Source organism: Amycolatopsis sp. WAC 01376 (assembly GCF_003947415.1).
Lineage (GTDB): Bacteria > Actinomycetota > Actinomycetes > Mycobacteriales > Pseudonocardiaceae > Amycolatopsis.
The window spans coordinates 32,935-47,232 of sequence record NZ_QHKL01000001.1 but is presented as its reverse complement, the minus strand read 5'-3'; the positions used below and the strand labels follow the sequence as shown (position 1 = coordinate 47,232).

Below are 14,298 nucleotides of genomic sequence, written 5' to 3'. Positions count from 1 at the left end.
CGTGCAGGGAATCTGGACCACGGAACGGATTCGCGCGGCGGAGGACCGGTTGCTCGCCGTCACGCCCGACGGCGAGCTCATGCGGCGAGCGGCTTTCGGTCTCGCCGTGCACGCCGCCGAAATGCTGGCCGAGCACACGGGTTCGGTGTCCGGGCGGCGGGTGACGTTGCTCGTCGGATCGGGCAACAACGGCGGTGATGCCTTGTGGGCGGGCGCGTTCCTGCGCCGCCGCAATGTGGCCGTCTCGGCGATCCTGCTGAAGCCTGAACGCGCGCATGGCCCGGGTTTGGCGGCCCTGAAGCGATCCGGTGGCAAGATCGTGTCCCTTGAGGACGGTCCACAGTGGATCAATCGGGCGGACCTCGTCATCGATGGGATCGTCGGCATTTCGGCGCGCGGGCCTTTGCGGCCGGACGCCGCCGCGCTGCTGGAGCACGTGAGTTCGCCGGTGCTGGCCGTGGATCTGCCGAGTGGGGTGGATCCGGACACCGGCGCCGTCGACGGTCCGGCGGTCGTGGCCGACCGGACGGTCACCTTCGGCGCGCTCAAACCGGTGCACGCCCTCGCACCCGCGTCCTGCGGCGAGGTGTCCCTGGTGGACATCGGACTGCGGCTCAGCGAGCCCGATCTGCAGCGTCTCGATACGGCGGATGTCGCCGCGGCGTGGCCGATGCCCGGTCCGAGTGACGACAAGTACAGCCAGGGTGTGGTCGGGGTGGCCGCCGGATCTGCGACGTACCCGGGAGCGGCCGTGCTCGCGGCTGGTGCGGCGGTGCGGGCGACGTCCGGGCTGGTGCGGTACGCCGGTCATGCCGCCGACGTGGTGCGCGGCCATTGGCCCGAGGTCATCGCGACGGGTTCGGTGACCGACGCGGGCCGGGTGCAGGCGTGGGTGGTCGGCCCGGGGATCGGCACCGGGCACGAGGGCCGGGACGTGCTGCGGTTCGTGCTCGGCCGCGGCGTGCCGGTGTGCGCGGACGCCGACGCGACGACGATCATCGCGCGTTCGCCCGACGTGCTCGACGCGCGCGATCCCGACACGCCGCTCGTGCTGACCCCGCACGCCGGCGAGTTCGAGCGGCTGATGGGTTCGCCGCCGGGGGCGGACCGGGTCGCGGCGGCGCGTTCGGCCGCGCGGAAGTACGACGCGGTCGTGCTCTTGAAGGGACACTGCACGGTGGTCGCGGCGCCGGACGGGCGCGCGCTGGTGAACACGCCGCGGGGATCGTGGCTCGCGACGGCCGGTTCGGGGGACGTGCTGTCCGGTCTGGTCGGCGCGCTGCTCGCCGCCGGGCTCGACCCGTGGCTCGCGGCCGGGGCCGCCGCGCACGTCCACTCGCTCGCCGGTTCGCTGGCCGCCGACGGTGCCCCCACCTCGGCGTCCGGCATCCTTGCCGCGGTCTCGGATGCCATCCGGTCCGTCCGGTCCCTGGCCTCCTGACCAGGGCGCCGACGCGACTTTAGCCCCCTAAGTGTGCTCTGCGGGCGGGTGCCCTCAGAGCGCACTTAGGGGGCTAAAGTCGAGACGACGGGGCCGGAGGTCGAGGTGAGAAAAATGCGGGAGTTATCGAGTTACGTGTTAACTCTGGGCGAATAATCTGGTAAGAAGCAGGTGTGAGCGCCGACACCCACCCCGCCGAGACCGCGATGGTCCGGGTCGTGAACGGTGTCGCCCATGTCTAAGACCAGGCCTTCGGACGCCGCCGTCGAGCAGCGACGCCAGGAGATCCTCGACCACGTCATCGCCACCGGCGAGGTCCGCATCGACGACCTCACCACCCGGTTCGGCGTCAGCCTCATGACGATGCACCGCGACCTCGACGAACTCGCCGAGCGCCGCCTCCTCCGCAAACTGCGCGGCAAGGTCGAGGCATACCCCGCGACGACCATGGAGTCGGCAGCCCGGTTCCGCGACACTTTCAACCAGGCCACGAAGGACGCGCTGGGCGAGGCCGCCGCGGCGCACGTCCACTCCGGTCAGACCGTCTTCGTCGACGACTCGACCACGCTTTTCCCGCTGGTCCGCCGCCTCGGCCGGATCGAAGACCTCACCGTCATCACCAACTCGCTCGAAGCCGCCCGCATCCTCGGCCCGGCCAAGAGCGTCGAGGTCGTGCTGGCCGGCGGCCGCTACCACCACGAGTTCGACTCGTGCGCCGGCCCGGACGTCATCGCGTTCCTCGACCGCACGCACGCCGACATCGCGTTCGTTTCGGCCGCAGCGGTCGCGGTCGGCCGCCTGTTCCACCCGGTCCAGGACTACGCCGAGCTCAAAAAGGCCGCGTTGCGCACGGCCGACCGCAGTGTCCTGGTCGTCGACAACTCCAAGTTCGGCCGCACCGCCACCTACGCGTACGGCGACATCGGCGACTACGACCTCCTGATCACCGACGAAGAGGCACCGACCGAGGAGATCGAGGCGGCGCTGACCGCGGGAACCGCCATCGAGCAGGTCGAATGCGCACCGGAGGGCCCGGAATATGAGTTCTGAGCTGGTCGCCGGAATCGACTCGTCGACCCAGTCGACGAAGGTCGTCGTCTGCGACGCGAACACCGGCGAGATCGTCCGCACCGGCCGCGCCTCGCATCCCGACGGCACCGAGGTCGCCCCCGCCGTGTGGTGGGACGCGTTCCGCGAGGCCACGGACGGCCTGCTCGACGGCGTGGGTGCCATCGGTATCGGCGGTCAGCAGCACGGCATGGTCACTCTCGACGAGGCCGGCGAGGTCGTGCGGCCCGCGTTGTTGTGGAACGACACCAGGTCGGCGAAGGCGGCCGAAGATCTCGGTGTCGAACTCGGACCTGAAAATTGGGCGAAGTCCGTCGGCTCGCTGCCGGTCGCCAGTTTCACCGTCACGAAGCTGCGTTGGATGGCGGAGAACGAGCCCGAACTGGCCGATCGCGTCGCCCGCGTGCTGCTCCCGCACGACTGGCTGACCTGGCGGCTGCTGGGCGACGGCGCCGAGCCGGTCACCGACCGCGGTGACGCCTCCGGCACCGGTTATTTCTCGCCCGCCACCGGCGAATACCGCAAGGATCTCCTCGCGCACGCCTTCGGTGGCCGCACGCCCGAACTGCCCAAGGTCATCGGTCCCGCGGAAGCCGCGGGCCACACCCCGGACGGGATTCTGGTCTCGGCAGGCACCGGCGACAACATGGCCGCCGCGCTCGGTCTCGAACTCGCCCCCGGCGACGTCGTGGTCTCGCTGGGCACCAGCGGCACCGTCTTCGGCGTCTCCGAAACCGCGAGCGCCGACCCCTCCGGCATCGTCGCCGGATTCGCCGACGCTACCGGCCGCTTCCTTCCGCTGGCCTGCACCCTCAACGCGGCCCGCGTACTGACCGCCACGTCCGCGATGCTCGGCGTCGAACTCGCGGAGTTCGACAAGCTGGCGCTCGCGGCCGCGCCCGGTTCCAGCGGGCTCACCTTCCTGCCGTACCTCGACGGCGAGCGGACGCCGAATCTCCCGGACGCCAACGGCACGCTCTTCGGCCTGACCCGCGCGAACATGACGCCCGAGAACCTCGCCCGCGCCGCCGTCGAAGGCATGCTGTGCGGCCTCGCCGCCGGTCTCGACGCCCTGCGCGAGCAGGGACTCGAAGTCCGCCGCGTCCTCCTGATCGGTGGCGGCGCGCAGTCGGCCGCCGCCCGCGCGGTCGCGCCGCTCGTGTTCGGCGTGCCCGTCGTCATCCCCGAAGTCGCCGAGTACGTCGCGGTCGGTGCCGCGCGGCAGGCGGCCTGGGCCCTCGCTTCCAGCACGGAACCTCCCCGCTGGCAGGAACAGCACGGCTACACCCCACTCGAGCCGACCGAGGCGGACAGCGCCGAGGGGCGCCGGATCCGGCAACGGCATCTCGAAGCCCGCGAACTCGGGCACGGCATTTCCGCGAAACCGAAAGAGGACTGAACCGATGGCCACGATCACCTACGACAAGGCGACCCGGCGCTACGCGGGCTCCGAGCGGCCCGCCGTGGACGCACTCGACCTCGAGATCGCCGACGGCGAGTTCCTCGTGCTGGTCGGACCTTCCGGCTGTGGCAAGTCCACCAGCCTGCGGATGCTCGCCGGCCTCGAGGACATCGACGAAGGCGCCGTGTGGATCGGCGACCGCGACGTCACGCAGCTGCCGCCGCGTGCCCGCGACATCGCGATGGTGTTCCAGAACTACGCGCTGTACCCGCATATGACCGTGGGCCAGAACATGGGCTTCGCGCTTAAGATCGCGGGCCGCCCGGCTTCGGAGATCAAGCAGAAGGTGCTCGACGCGGCCAAGCTGCTCGACATCGAGGACTACCTCGACCGTAAGCCGAAGGCGCTCTCCGGCGGTCAGCGCCAGCGTGTCGCGATGGGCCGCGCCATCGTGCGTGAGCCGCAGGTCTTCCTGATGGACGAGCCGCTGTCGAACCTCGACGCGAAGCTGCGTGTCTCCACCCGTACGCAGATCGCCGCGCTGCAGCGCCGCCTCGGCGTCACCACCGTGTACGTCACGCACGACCAGGTCGAAGCCATGACGATGGGCGACCGGGTCGCGGTCCTCTCGGACGGTCTCCTGCAGCAGTGTGACACCCCGCGCGCCCTGTACGACCGGCCCGCAAACGCTTTCGTCGCCGGCTTCATCGGCTCGCCCGCGATGAACCTCGTCACCGCGAAGCTCACCGAAGACGGTGCCGAGCTGGGTGGCGCGCGGGTGCCGCTGACCCGCGAGATCCTCGCCAAGGCCGACGGCGACACGGTCACGCTCGGCTTCCGCCCGGAATCGCTCGAGGTGACCACCAGCGAAGACGGCACGCTGCCGATCAAGGTCGACCTCGTCGAGGAGCTCGGCTCGGACGCGTACGTCTACGGCAAGCTCGCCGAGACCGACGCCGAGGGCTCGAAGTCGAACGTCGTCACCCGCGTCGACCCGCGCAAGCCGCCGGTCATGGGCGACACCCTGCACCTGCGGATCCGTCCGGACGAGCTGCACGTGTTCTCCGCCACCGACGGGGCGCGCCTGTCCTGAGCCGGTTCGTGGGAAACTGGTGGTCGTTATGACCGCCAGTTTCCCGCGTGCCGAGGTCGTCATCGACCTGTCCGCCATCCGGCACAACGTCGCCCTGCTCGCTTCCCGTGCCCCCGGCGCCCAGACGATGGCCGTCGTCAAGGCCGACGGCTACGGGCACGGAGCCCTCGAGGTCGCCCGTGCCGCCATCGAGGGCGGGGCCACCTGGCTGGGCACCTGCTCCCTCGGCGAGGCGCTCGCGCTGCGCCGGGCGGGGATCGGAGCCCGGCTCTTCAGCTGGCTCGACACTCCCGAAGCCGACTTCGCACCCGCGGTCGCCGAAGACATCGACGTCGCCGTGAGCTCCCTCGACGAGCTTGCCCGCGTGGCCGACGGCGCGCGCCGGGCGAGCGACTTTAGCGGGCTAAACGTGATCGCGCGGGTGCACCTCAAGATCGACACCGGGCTGTCCCGAAATGGCTGCCCACCTGCGGAATGGCCCGCGTTGGTCCCGGCCACCTCGGCCGCGAAGCCGCTCATCGAGGTCGTTGCCATCTGGTCGCACCTCGCCTGCGCCGACGAGCTCGGCCACCCCTCCATCGACGTGCAGGCGAAGCGGTTCGACGAGGCCTACGACATCGCCCGCGCGGCCGGCCTCGACCCGATGCGGCATATCGCGAACTCCGCCGCCGTGCTGACCAGGGCCGACCTCCATTTCGACCTCGTGCGTCCCGGGATCGCGATCTACGGGCTGAACCCGGTGCCCACCGCCGACGATCTGCGCCCGGCGATGACCTTCAAATCGTCCGTCGTGCTCACGAAGCGGATCCCGGCCGGTGAATCGGTCTCGTACGGCCACAGCTGGACGGCCGAACGCGACACCACCCTCGCGCTGGTTCCGGTCGGATACGCCGACGGCGTGCCGCGGTCGCTGTCCGGACGGATGGACGTCCTGCTCGCAGGGAAGCGACGGCCGGTCGTCGGCCGCGTCTGCATGGACCAGCTGATCGTCGACTGCGGAGACGACGAGCCGCCCATCGGCAGCGAAGTGGTCCTCTTCGGCAAGGGCACATCCGGCGAGCCCACGGCCAGGGAATGGGCCGACAAGCTGGGAACGATCGACTACGAGATCGTCACTTCGATGTACCGCCCGCGGATCCACCGGACGTATCTGGAGGCAGGCTCGTGACACCTTCACGAAGACTGCTGGCCATCGTCGGCGGCGTCGGTGCGGTGGCCACCGGCACCGCCGCCGCGATCGCCGTCGCCGCACAGCAGCGGCGGCAGAGTGAGGATCCGTTCGTGGACGAGCCGTTGGGGGATCTTGAACCGGATCGGACCTCGACAGTGGCGGCGGAGGACGGCACGCCGCTCTCGGTCGAGGAGATCGATCCGGCCGATGGGGGAGAACCGGAGCTGACCGTCGTCGGCGTGCACGGTTTCGCGTTGTCGAAGCGCTGCTGGCACTTCCAGCGGCGAGACCTCGCGTCGCTGAAGCTGCCGCGGGTGCGTCAGGTCTACTTCGACCATCGCGGGCACGGGCAATCCGGCGCCGCGACCGCCGAAACCAGCACCATCGAACAGTTGGCGCGCGACCTCGACATGGTCCTGCGCTCGGTGGTGCCGGAGGGACCCATCGTGCTCATGGGGCACTCGATGGGCGGCATGGTGATCATGGAGCTCGCCGCGGAGCATCCCGAGTTGTTCGACGACCGCGTCTGCGGTGTCGCGTTCATCGCGACCGCGGCGGGCGAAGTCGGCGCTCGGGGCCTGCCGAGATCACTGCTCTCGAAGTACAACCCGCTCACGCGCGGTGTCGGTGGACTGGCCGGCTGGCAGCCGGGACTCGTCGAGTTCGTGCGTGCGGCAGGCGGGCAGCTGACCCGGCAAGCCGTGCGGAGGCTGGCTTTCGGCAGCCGTGACGTGTCTCCGCGACTTGTCGACTTCATGCTGGAAATGCTCGAAGTGACGCCGGTGCGCGGGCTGGTGAACTTCGTCGACACGCTCGGCAGCCACAACCGGTACGCCGCGCTCGCCGGGTTGAAGCACGCGCACGTGCTGGTCGTCGGCGGGGATTCCGACCGGTTCACGCCCATCGCGCATGCCGAGCGGATCGCGGCGGAGCTGCCGGACGCGGAGCTGGTGCGCGTCCGCGGCGCGGGGCACATGGTGCAGCTGGAACAACCCGAACTGGTGAACAGCCACCTGATCGACCTGATGCAACGGTGCACGGGCACCGATGGTGAGACTTCCGAACGGCGGACCTGGTGGTGGCAACGCTGATGAATTTCGCTTTCCCGACTCCCGAGTCGACGATGGACTTCGGGCGTGAGCTCGGACGTTCGCTGCGCGCGGGCGATCTGGTGCTGCTCGCCGGGCCGCTCGGGGCCGGCAAGACGACGCTGACCCGCGGGATCGCGGACGGCCTCGGCGTCGGCGGGCGGGTCAGCTCGCCGACGTTCGTGCTCGCCAGGGTGCATCCGGCCGGGGCTTCTGGGGTCGCTCTGGTGCACGTCGACGCGTACCGGCTCGGCGGGGATCTCTCGCAGCTGGACGACCTGGACCTCGATACCGAACTGGAGCGGTCCGCCCTCGTCGTCGAATGGGGCGAGGGGGCCGCCGAGCGCCTCTCGGACGACTACCTCGTCGTGCGGCTGGAGCGTCGTGAGGACGACGTCCGCATGGTCACCCTGGAGCCGCACGGCACCTGGACTTCCCGCACGCCCGACTTGCGTTTAGCGGGCTAAACGCGATCTGAGCCCCGGGACCGCCGGAGCGACTTTAGCCCCCTAATCGCGATCTTCCGGGCCGACCACGGAGCGAGCGATTCCCAGGTCGACCAGGTCCTGGGGGCGTAACCGCAGGCGGTCCGCGAGAGCGGGGACTTCGTCGGCGGGCAGCTTGAGGATCGCCGCGGCCGCTTCCGGCGAGGTGACCGAGAAGTACGCGTCGGGCGTCACCCAGGTCGACCCCGGCGCCGCGAACGCGAGCGCGCCACCGGAGCCGCCTTCCCCGATCACCAGCGTCGTGATCGGCACGGCCGCGCTCGCGACCGCCTCGAACAACTCCGCGATCGCCGCGCCTGCCCCGGCCTGCTCGGCAGCCTCGTCGTTCGCCGCGCCCGGGGTGTCGACGAGGGTGAGGACCGGGATCCCGAGTCGCGACGCGAGCCGCACCAGACGCGCCGCCGTCCGGAAGCCCGCGGGCAGCGTCGGCGTTCCGCACTGTGCCGCGTACGCGATCGCGCGGCCGTCTCGCCAGCCGAAGCCGCACAGGACTCCGGAGTCGACTCCGCCGCACCTGTCGCCCGAGACGTCCTCACGCCAGTCGAAGTACGCGTCGAGGTACTCCGCGGCCCTCGGTCGGTCAGCGGAGCGCGCCGCCTGGACCGCGGCCCAGCCGCTGTCGGGCAAGTCCGTCACTCCGAGTGCGCCGGGAGGCTCGGCGGCTTCCGGCGTCGGCGATGTCAGCAAGCGCAGCCACCGTTCAAGCGCTGCGGGGAGGTCGGCCGGGGCCACGATCCGGTCGACCTGGCCCCACGCGAGCTTCGCTTCGGCTGTGTACGCCTCAGCGGGCGCGCCGGTAGGCCGCACTCGAGAGCCCGCGAAACCGACCTGGGCCTCGGGCAGCGCGAGAACGACGTCGGCGCTCGCGCCGAGTGTCGCCCAGCCGCCGCCGGTGGTCGGATCACGCAGCACCGAAATCTGTGGCACCGACCGGGCGCCTGCCGCCGCCCGCGCGATGCGCTGCAACTGTGTGAGCGCACGCATGCCTTGCTGCATGCGGCTTCCGCCGGTCGCGATCAGCGACACCACCGGCAACCGCGACGCCACGGCCCGCGCGAACGCCGCCTCGACGCGATCGCCGGTCCGCTGACCGATCGACCCACCCAGGAAGCCGAACTCGAAGGCGATCACAACCGCCTCGACGTCACCGATCTCGGCGGTCCCGCAGAGCACGGACTCGTCCTCGCCGGTCCGCTCCTCGGCGGCCTCGCGTGCCGAGCGGTACCCCGGCCAGCCGATCGGCCCGTCGTCCGGCTCATCGGAACGAGGAACGTCCAGATCCTCGAAACCGGTCGCGATCTCCTTGACCACGGACCGCGCCGACGGCCTGCTCATCCGAGCGCCCGCTTCATGACCTTGCCCATGTCGTTGCGCGGCAACGCTTCCAGATAGCGGACGACCCGAGGTCGTTTATGCGGCGACAACAGGCGCGAGACATGGTCGGCGAGTTCCGACTCGGTCGGGCGCTCGCCGTCCGGCACCACCCAGGCCACGATGCGCTCGCCGAGGTCGTCGTCGGGCTCACCGGTCACCGCGACCTCCGCGACACCGGGATGCTCCATGAGCGCGTTCTCGATCTCGCCCGCGCCGATCTTGTAGCCGCCGCTCTTGATCAGATCCGTCGCCTTCCTGCCGACGATCTTCACGTAGCCGGCCGCGTCGCGGGTCGCCACGTCGCCGGTGCGGAACCAGCCGTCGTCGAAGGCGGCTTCGGTCGCATCGGGGCGGTTGAGGTACTCGGTGAAGAGATTCGGCCCGCGGACCTGGATCTCGCCGACGGTCTCGATCTCCTCGACGGGCTTTCCCGCTTCGTCGACGAGCCGCAGCTCGACGCCGCGCAGCGGGACGCCGACGGTGCCGGGGACGTGCTCGCCGTCGGCACGGATGCTGGTGTTCATGAGGGTCTCGGTCATCCCGTAGCGCTCGATCACACGCTGTCCGGTCGCCGCGGTGATGCGCTGGTGGTCGTGGACGGGCAGCGCGGCCGATCCGGAGACGAGCAGCCGGGCGCCGCTCAGCGACTCGGCGAGCGATGGGTCTTCGCCGACTTCGCCCGCGATGCGGTGGTACATGGTCGGGACGCCGAACATCATCGTCGCCCCGGCGGCGAGTTCGCGTGCGACACCTTCGGTGGAGAACCGGCCGAGATGCCGGACCGAGCCGCCGCGCCGGAGCGGTCCGAGGATGCCGAGGATCAGGCCGTGCACGTGGAACAACGGAAGGCCGTGGACCAGGACGTCTTCGGCGGTCCATTCCCAGGCGTCCTCGAGCGCGTCGAGGGTGGTCGAGATCGCGCGGCGGGGGAGGACGACGCCCTTGGGCGGGCCGGTGGTGCCCGAGGTGTAGACGATGAGCGCCGGGGCCTCTTCGGCCGGTTCCGCGGGGAGATCAGCAGGTGCGCCTTCGAGGGGGATGTCGCGGCGCGGCAGACCGTCGAGGCCGGTGGGCAGGTCGGCGCCCGGTTCGGCGAGTACGAGGACGGGCTCGCTGTCGGCGAGGATGTGGGCGAGTTCGCGCTCGCCGATCTTCGGGTTGAGCGGGATGGCGGGGACGCCGGCGAGCAGTGCGGCGACCACGGCGATGCTGGTGTGCAGCGTCGGTGTCGCCCAGACGGCGACGCGGCCGCTCGGCAGGTCGCGCGCGAGCGTGCCGGCGACGGCCGCGAGATCGGTGTACGTCAGGGAGGTGTCGCCGAAGCGGAGCGCCTCCTTGCCGGAGCCGCTCGCCAGCGTGGGGAACAACCGATCGGGCACCGTGTGACCTCCTGCTCGACTTCGCCGGCCGGGGCACGTGGCCCTCGCAGGACCGTACCGCGCTGCCCACCCGCACCCCTGCGACCTGCTTCACACCCTGCCGCCGGAGCGACTTTCGCGGGCTAACCGCGATCCGAGGGCGGCCCTCGGGATCGGCGGGTGGCGGCCGTGCGGGTCGCGTTTAGCGGGCTAAACGCGGTCCGGCGGCCCGGAGGGCGGGAGCGACTTTCGCGGGCTAAACGCGCTCCGGGGGCCAGACGGCGGGAGCGACTTTAGCCCCCTAATCGCGATCCGGCGGCAGGGGAGCGGCCCCGGCGCCGGATCGCCTTTAGCCCGCTAAACGCGATCCGGGGCGCTGGTCGTAGGCTGGGTAACCGTGCTGGTACTGGCCATCGACACCTCGACCCCGGCGGTCACCGCGGGCCTCGTCGCCCTGGACGGCGACGCCCTCGAGTCGCGCGGCGACCGCGTCACGGTCGACCCGCGCGCGCACGGCGAGCTGATCACGCCCCACGTCCTCGAAGCCGTCAAGGCCGCGGGCGTCACGCTTCGCGACCTCGACGCCATCGTCTGCGGCGTCGGCCCCGGCCCCTTCACCGGCCTTCGCGCCGGAATGGCCACCGCCGCGTCGCTCGCCCACGCCCTCGGCATCCCCGCCCACCCGGTTTGCAGTCTCGACGCGATCGCCGCCGACGTCGCCCCCGGCGAAGCGCCCTTCCTCGTCCTGACCGACGCGAGGCGCCGCGAGGTCTACTGGGCCGCGTACGCGGCTGACGGCTCCCGCACCGACGGGCCACACGTTCAGCGCCCGGCCGAACTCGAGACCACCATCAAGGTCGCGGCGGGCGACGGCGCCCTTCTTTACGCGGACGCCCTCGGCGTCCAGCCGATCGAGCCGCGCTTCCCGTCACCCATCGGACTGGTCAAGGCGGCCGACTTCGACCACGAGCCCGCCCCGCTGACCCCGCTCTACCTCCGTCGCCCGGACGCCGTCGAACCGGCCGCGCGCAAGAAGGTGACCACGCCGTGAGGCTGGAACCCTTACGCCGCAAGGATATCTCCCGCTGTGTCGAGATAGAGAAGATCCTCTTCCCCGGCGATTCGCCGTGGACCGCCTACGCCTTCCATGCCGAGCTGGACGCCGGGGGCCACTATCTCGTCGCCCGTCCGGATGAAAGCGACGAGGTCATCGGTTACGCCGGGCTCGCCGTCGTCGGCCGCCGCGGCGACTACGAGACGAGCATTCACACGATCGGCGTCGACCCCGATCACCAGCGCAAAGGTATCGGCACCACGCTGCTGAAGGCGCTCCTCGACCGCGCGGACGAGCTCGCCGCGCCGGTGTTCCTCGAGGTCCGCACCGACAACGAAGCGGCGATCACGCTCTACGAGCGGCACGGTTTCGAACGTATCGGCCTCCGGAAGCGCTACTACCAGCCTTCCGGCGCCGACGCCTACACGATGGCCCGCCCGCGGGCCCAGGTCCGAGACGAGGTGGCGGGCTGATGCCGCGCATCATCATGGGCATCGAGAGTTCGTGCGATGAGACCGGCGTCGGCCTCGTCCGCCTGCACGACGACGACACGGTCGAACTCCTCGCCGACGAGGTCGCCTCCAGTGTCGACCAGCACGCCCGTTTCGGCGGCGTCGTGCCCGAGGTCGCCAGCCGCGCGCACCTGGAGGCGATGGTCCCGACGGTCGAGCGCGCGTTCGACAAGGCCGGGCTGAAACTGTCCGATGTGGACGCCATCGCGGTCACCGCCGGACCCGGTCTCGCCGGCGCGCTCCTGGTCGGTGTCGCCGCGGCCAAGGCATACGCCGCCGCGCTCGACATCCCGCTCTACGGCGTCAACCATCTGGCCGGGCACATCGCCGTCGACACGCTCCAGCACGGGCCGCTGCCCGACCGCTGTCTCGCCCTGCTCGTTTCGGGCGGGCATACGCAATTGCTCCTGGTGGACGACATCGCGTCCGAGATCACCGAACTCGGGTCCACTGTGGACGACGCGGCGGGCGAGGCCTATGACAAGGTCGCCCGCGTCCTCGGCCTGCCCTACCCCGGCGGCCCGCCCATCGACAAGGCCGCCAAGAACGGCGACGGCGCGGCCATCGCGTTCCCCCGCGGGATGACCGGTCCGCGTGACGCGAAGTTCGATTTCTCCTTCTCCGGCTTGAAAACCGCGGTCGCGCGCTGGGTCGAAGGTGCCGAGCGCCGCGGCGAGGAGATCCCCGTCGACGACGTCGCCGCGTCGTTCCAGGAAGCCGTCGCCGACGTTCTGACCATGAAGGCGATCCGCGCTGCCAAGGAACACGGAGTGGACACGCTGGTGATTTCCGGTGGTGTGGCGGCGAATTCACGGCTGTCCGAACTCGCCGCCGAGCGCTGCGCCGAGGCCGGGATCACCCTGCGCGTCCCGCGGCCGCGGCTGTGCACGGACAACGGCGCGATGATCGCCGCGCTCGGTGCGCACGTGGTCGCCGCCGGACGGCCGCGGGCGTCGCTCGATTTCTCCGCCAATCCGGCACTGCCGGTCCAGATCGTCTCGATCTAGCGCGATTCGGCGGCGGTGCGCGGCGCCGGGGCGAGGTTGAGCAACTCCTCCAGCGCTGCCACCGACAACGCGGCGGCATTGCCGTCCCCGTATGGGTTTCCGGCGTGAGTCGGGTGAAGATCGCCGCGCAGGATCTTCGCCGCGGTGTCGGCGATGAGGGCGGTGTCCGTCCCGACCAGCCAAGCGCAACCCGCCTCGATGGCTTCGCGCCTTTCGGTGACGTCTCGGAGCACTAAGACGGGCGTGCCGAAGGTCGGTGCTTCCTCTTGGATACCACCGGAATCGGTCAGCACGAGCGCGGCGAGCCGCAGCGCACGCACGAGATCGGGGTATTCGAGCGGCTCGGTGATCGTCACCCGCGGTGTCCCGCCGAGCGCGGTCACGACCTGCTCCCGCACGTCAGGATTGGGGTGCACCGGGAACAACACCTGGACGTCGCTGTGCTCCGCGACGATCAGTTCGATGGCCGCGAGCGTGCGGCTCAGCGGCTCGCCCCAGGACTCGCGCCGGTGTGACGTCACCAGGACGAGGCGTTCGCCCGCCTCGGCGATCTCCATCTCCAGCAACGCGAATGCGGTGTCCCTCGCCGGGAGATCGCGTTCGGCGATCGCGATCACGGCGTCGACGACGGTGTTGCCGGTGACGGCGATCCGTTGGCGCGGAACACCTTCCGTGCGCAGCGCGGCCGCGGCGCCCGGCGTCGGCGCGAGGTGCAGGGCGGCGATGCGCGAGATCATCTGCCGCGTCCCCTCTTCGGGGAACGGCGCGGCGAGGTCGTGCGTGCGCAGCCCCGCTTCCAGGTGCACGACCGGGATGCCCAGCCAGAAAGCGGCGAGCGCGCCCGCCAGCCCCGTCGTCGTGTCACCCTGGACGACGACCGCCGCGGGCGCGACCCGACGCAGCAGCTCGTCGAGCGCGGGAAGCACCCCGGAAACGAGTTCCGCCTGGGTTCCGGTGGTGCGCGGCGGGATGTCGAGCCAGGCGTCGACCGGCAGGCCGAACGGGATCAGCGCCTGTTCGACCATGCCCTGATGCTGTCCACTGTGGACGACGAAGGGCCGTAGCCGCGAGTGCTCCGCCAGAGCCAGTGCCAGCGGCGCGAGCTTGACCGCCTCCGGGCGCGTCCCGGCCAGCAACATCACATCCACGCGTTCGCGCTCCTCATCCACGATTTCGATTGTCCCGCAAAACGCGGGTGGCGGCCGCCGGCGCACGAGGGGCACA

General features: G+C 70.8%; 13 protein-coding genes. 10 read left to right on the top strand and 3 right to left on the bottom strand.

From position 1 onward, the window contains the following. Position 1 precedes the first annotated feature (1 nt). From DMH03_RS00225 to tsaE, 7 genes are all read left to right on the top strand, one after another. Complete coding sequence (locus DMH03_RS00225) at positions 2–1,441, top strand: NAD(P)H-hydrate dehydratase (RefSeq protein WP_125790044.1); 1,440 nt, start codon at positions 2–4, stop codon at positions 1,439–1,441. Between the two features lie 234 nt (positions 1,442–1,675). Then, positions 1,676–2,491: a DeoR/GlpR family DNA-binding transcription regulator gene (locus DMH03_RS00220; RefSeq protein ID WP_125790043.1), complete on the top strand. Its 816-nt coding sequence runs from the start codon at positions 1,676–1,678 to the stop codon at positions 2,489–2,491. Then, positions 2,481–3,908, top strand: coding sequence for a xylulokinase (gene xylB / locus DMH03_RS00215; RefSeq protein WP_125790042.1), 1,428 nt, complete (start codon positions 2,481–2,483; stop codon positions 3,906–3,908). The genes DMH03_RS00220 and xylB overlap by 11 nt, the downstream gene beginning before the upstream one ends. A gap of 4 nt (positions 3,909–3,912) precedes the next feature. Beyond that, positions 3,913–5,004, top strand: a complete 1,092-nt coding sequence (locus DMH03_RS00210; RefSeq protein WP_125790041.1) for an ABC transporter ATP-binding protein — start codon at positions 3,913–3,915, stop codon at positions 5,002–5,004. A 28-nt stretch (positions 5,005–5,032) separates the two neighbouring features. Continuing rightward, the gene (alr, locus tag DMH03_RS00205) at positions 5,033–6,172 is read left to right on the top strand and encodes an alanine racemase (protein ID WP_125790040.1); all 1,140 of its coding nucleotides are present in this window, start codon (positions 5,033–5,035) and stop codon (positions 6,170–6,172) included. Beyond that, a complete protein-coding gene (locus DMH03_RS00200; protein WP_199748616.1) occupies positions 6,169–7,266 on the top strand; it encodes an alpha/beta fold hydrolase in 1,098 nt (365 codons plus the stop codon). The genes alr and DMH03_RS00200 overlap by 4 nt, the downstream gene beginning before the upstream one ends. Beyond that, entirely contained in the window at positions 7,266–7,730 is a 465-nt protein-coding gene (gene tsaE, locus DMH03_RS00195; protein WP_199748615.1) for a tRNA (adenosine(37)-N6)-threonylcarbamoyltransferase complex ATPase subunit type 1 TsaE, read from the top strand. Before DMH03_RS00200 ends, tsaE begins: the two co-directional genes overlap by 1 nt. Positions 7,731–7,772: 42 nt before the next feature. On the opposite strand, the gene DMH03_RS00190 is transcribed toward tsaE, so the two are convergent. Both DMH03_RS00190 and DMH03_RS00185 read right to left on the bottom strand, forming a co-directional pair. Beyond that, positions 7,773–9,104 (bottom strand): carboxyl transferase domain-containing protein, encoded by a 1,332-nt coding sequence (locus tag DMH03_RS00190; RefSeq protein WP_125790038.1) that lies wholly within the window; start codon positions 9,102–9,104, stop codon positions 7,773–7,775. Continuing rightward, positions 9,101–10,522 carry an acyl-CoA synthetase gene (locus DMH03_RS00185; protein WP_125790037.1) on the bottom strand — a complete coding sequence of 474 codons (1,422 nt, stop codon included), beginning with the start codon at positions 10,520–10,522 and terminating at the stop codon, positions 9,101–9,103. The genes DMH03_RS00190 and DMH03_RS00185 overlap by 4 nt, the downstream gene beginning before the upstream one ends. Positions 10,523–10,898: 376 nt before the next feature. Between DMH03_RS00185 and tsaB the strand changes: the two genes are divergently transcribed. The 3 genes from tsaB to tsaD are packed head-to-tail and all read left to right on the top strand — an operon-like array spanning position 10,899 to position 13,074. Continuing rightward, positions 10,899–11,552, top strand: a complete 654-nt coding sequence (tsaB, locus tag DMH03_RS00180) for a tRNA (adenosine(37)-N6)-threonylcarbamoyltransferase complex dimerization subunit type 1 TsaB (RefSeq protein WP_125790036.1) — start codon at positions 10,899–10,901, stop codon at positions 11,550–11,552. Then, complete coding sequence (gene rimI / locus DMH03_RS00175) at positions 11,549–12,028, top strand: ribosomal protein S18-alanine N-acetyltransferase (RefSeq protein WP_125788862.1); 480 nt, start codon at positions 11,549–11,551, stop codon at positions 12,026–12,028. The genes tsaB and rimI overlap by 4 nt, the downstream gene beginning before the upstream one ends. After that, positions 12,028–13,074 carry a tRNA (adenosine(37)-N6)-threonylcarbamoyltransferase complex transferase subunit TsaD gene (gene tsaD / locus DMH03_RS00170; protein ID WP_125788863.1) on the top strand — a complete coding sequence of 349 codons (1,047 nt, stop codon included), beginning with the start codon at positions 12,028–12,030 and terminating at the stop codon, positions 13,072–13,074. The genes rimI and tsaD overlap by 1 nt, the downstream gene beginning before the upstream one ends. Here the strand turns inward: tsaD and wecB are convergent. Further along, positions 13,071–14,222: a non-hydrolyzing UDP-N-acetylglucosamine 2-epimerase gene (gene wecB, locus DMH03_RS00165; RefSeq protein WP_125791462.1), complete on the bottom strand. Its 1,152-nt coding sequence runs from the start codon at positions 14,220–14,222 to the stop codon at positions 13,071–13,073. The two genes, tsaD and wecB, sit on opposite strands and share 4 nt — an antisense overlap. Positions 14,223–14,298 lie beyond the last annotated feature (76 nt).

What these genes read in the sequence shown, in the direction of transcription:
- DMH03_RS00220 (WP_125790043.1), top strand. Translation starts at nt 1,676, where the DNA reads ATGTCTAAGACCAGGCCTTCGGACGCCGCCGTCGAGCAGCGACGCCAG.
- xylB (WP_125790042.1), top strand. Translation starts at nt 2,481, where the DNA reads ATGAGTTCTGAGCTGGTCGCCGGAATCGACTCGTCGACCCAGTCGACG.
- DMH03_RS00210 (WP_125790041.1), top strand. Translation starts at nt 3,913, where the DNA reads ATGGCCACGATCACCTACGACAAGGCGACCCGGCGCTACGCGGGCTCC.
- alr (WP_125790040.1), top strand. Translation starts at nt 5,033, where the DNA reads ATGACCGCCAGTTTCCCGCGTGCCGAGGTCGTCATCGACCTGTCCGCC.
- tsaE (WP_199748615.1), top strand. Translation starts at nt 7,266, where the DNA reads ATGAATTTCGCTTTCCCGACTCCCGAGTCGACGATGGACTTCGGGCGT.
- DMH03_RS00190 (WP_125790038.1), bottom strand. Translation starts at nt 9,104, where the DNA reads ATGAGCAGGCCGTCGGCGCGGTCCGTGGTCAAGGAGATCGCGACCGGT.
- tsaD (WP_125788863.1), top strand. Translation starts at nt 12,028, where the DNA reads ATGCCGCGCATCATCATGGGCATCGAGAGTTCGTGCGATGAGACCGGC.